Source organism: Bacillus sp. B2-WWTP-C-10-Post-4 (genome assembly GCF_009183805.1).
GTDB classification, from domain to species: Bacteria; Bacillota; Bacilli; order Bacillales; family Bacillaceae_G; genus Bacillus_A; species Bacillus_A cereus.
The window spans coordinates 1-2131 of the sequence record NZ_WEII01000241.1 but is presented as its reverse complement, the minus strand read 5'-3'; the positions used below and the strand labels follow the sequence as shown (position 1 = coordinate 2131).

Sequence of the window (2131 nt, the reverse complement as noted above, 5' to 3'; positions counted from 1 at the left end):
TAGCAATATCACATGCTATTTTAATATCAGAATAAGTCTTTTGAACGAGACAATGCAATTCAAAAATCTTAAACTTTAATCCATTATTCATTTCATCCCCTCCCATCGTATCTATTCTACATAAAATTAGAATATTATACAAAGAAAATTATTAGCATAAAATTGACAATTTAAAAAATAACTTAAGGATAAACAAAATCCCTCTCATTACAAATTATAATTGCGGAGCATTTACCAACATAACGGCTAAATAAAAAACGAAAAGAATAAATCTTTCCGCTCTTAGAGTAATAAATACATTTCATATTGCGCTAAAGAATTCTTTTCAAATCCACATTTCTTTAAAAAACCCTCCAATAAATTATTGTTAGGAAACCCAATTGATAAACTTGATAAATTTAATTCTTCTCTTGCTACTTGTAATAATTTCATCCCAACACCAATATTTCTATAACCTTTGTCTACGAAAATAAAACTAATTTTACCTTGTTCATTTACGCATAGAGAGCCTTTTAAGTCATTATCGACATATACACCATAAAATACATTATTTGTTTTTTTAATATAATCAATATCATTTTGCCAATTTATATGGAAGTTTAACCATTTCTGAATTCCATCTTTAAAAGTTGGAAATTCTAATTGTTTTACTTCAATATCTTTACAATCTTTATTCATTATTTTAGTCAAATCATTTAAATTATAATAAAAAAGATCGTACACTTTTTCATAGCCCAGCTTATTATAAAAATGAATCGCTCGGTCGTTTCCTACAATGACTTCGAGAAAAAGTTGCTTACATCCATGTTGAATCGCCTCTTCTTTATGCAGTTCAAATAATTTTTGACTCACACCAATACCGCGGTAATTAGGATGAACCGCTAATGTTCCGCAGCGCATAGTCTTTATACTTTCATAATCCTTTATGCCACCTAGTATTACGCCAACAGATTTGCCTTCTTCTAAAGCAAGAAAAGAATGTTCTAGCAAATTACCTTCTGGTCCCAAAAAACGTTGTATAAAATCCTCATTTGAAACCTCCATCTTAATAATGTAATCTGAAAATCCATCTTTAAAAGCTTCATATACTAAATCAATATTTACTTCACTACACCTTTTATATTGAATCATATAAAATTGCCCTCCAACTGCTTATATTAAACTCAACGTGTACCCATATAATATATTCCATCTATTATAAATTTCAGCTCTTAATTTGAAATGAGCGGACATTTCCCTACATATAACTCACTATTGATTTGTTTTATAACAAACTATCTATTATTTACTACATTAACCTCATAAACACGTAAAAAAGCAATTAAATGCTCACATGCTCTTTCACATGCTAGCATTTTAAAGATTTTTTGTTCTTCTTTCGTTTTATCATTTGCTTGATCTGAAGCAGCTTTTAAACAGAGAAATGGTTTTTTATTTATTTGGCATACATAGGCGAAAGCTGCTACTTCTTGATCAACTGCCAATGCTCCATATACGGTATGGAGTAAATATCTCATTTCCGAACTACGAATACGTTGATCTCCTGATAAAAATGTACCGAAATGTATCGGATCATACGATCGTATTTTTTTTATTCTTCTTACAAGTGATTTTGTTGTTTCAATAGGTGCTGTTCTACCGTTATATAAATTAAAAACATCTTCTCCTGAACCCGCAGCAGTAACATCATGTTGTATTGCGTTTAGTGCGACTACAATATGACCGTTTTTCACCTTGTTTGATAAACTTCCGCATATTCCTGTCATAAACAACTCATCTGGCTGAAACTCACTAATTAACAATTGTACACAACTAGCGCAGCTTACTTTACCGACACCAGTAACAACTGATATAATTTCCAGCTCATTAATAGTATGAAAATGAAATTCCCAAGCTGCTCTTTTTTCAACACGTTCACTTGGATAATGTTGATGCAAATACGTCAGTTCTGGTTCCCATGCAGAGACAATTGCAATACGTTTCATTACACGCTTCACTTCCTCTATTGTCATTTAAATGAGTTATCTATACTTTCTCATTCATAATCTAGAATCCATTCTTTATATTTCTTATATAAATCTCGTATTATTTCTTTATTCTTCGCAATTACTTCACTTCCTCTATCATCATA

Annotated in this window: 3 protein-coding genes; all 3 read right to left on the bottom strand. The window is 30.5% G+C overall.

The annotated features are described in order from the left end of the window. Positions 1-282: 282 nt before the first annotated feature. On the bottom strand, positions 283-1131 hold the full coding sequence (locus GBN78_RS29550; protein ID WP_000617072.1) for a GNAT family N-acetyltransferase: 849 nt from the start codon (positions 1129-1131) through the stop codon (positions 283-285). 143 nt (positions 1132-1274) lie between these two features. Further along, on the bottom strand, positions 1275-2012 hold the full coding sequence (gene mtnN / locus GBN78_RS29545) for a 5'-methylthioadenosine/S-adenosylhomocysteine nucleosidase (RefSeq protein ID WP_002098379.1): 738 nt from the start codon (positions 2010-2012) through the stop codon (positions 1275-1277). 23 nt (positions 2013-2035) lie between these two features. After that, positions 2036-2131 (bottom strand): DUF3885 domain-containing protein (locus GBN78_RS29540; protein WP_152128025.1); only part of this gene is annotated, 96 nt, incomplete at its 5' end.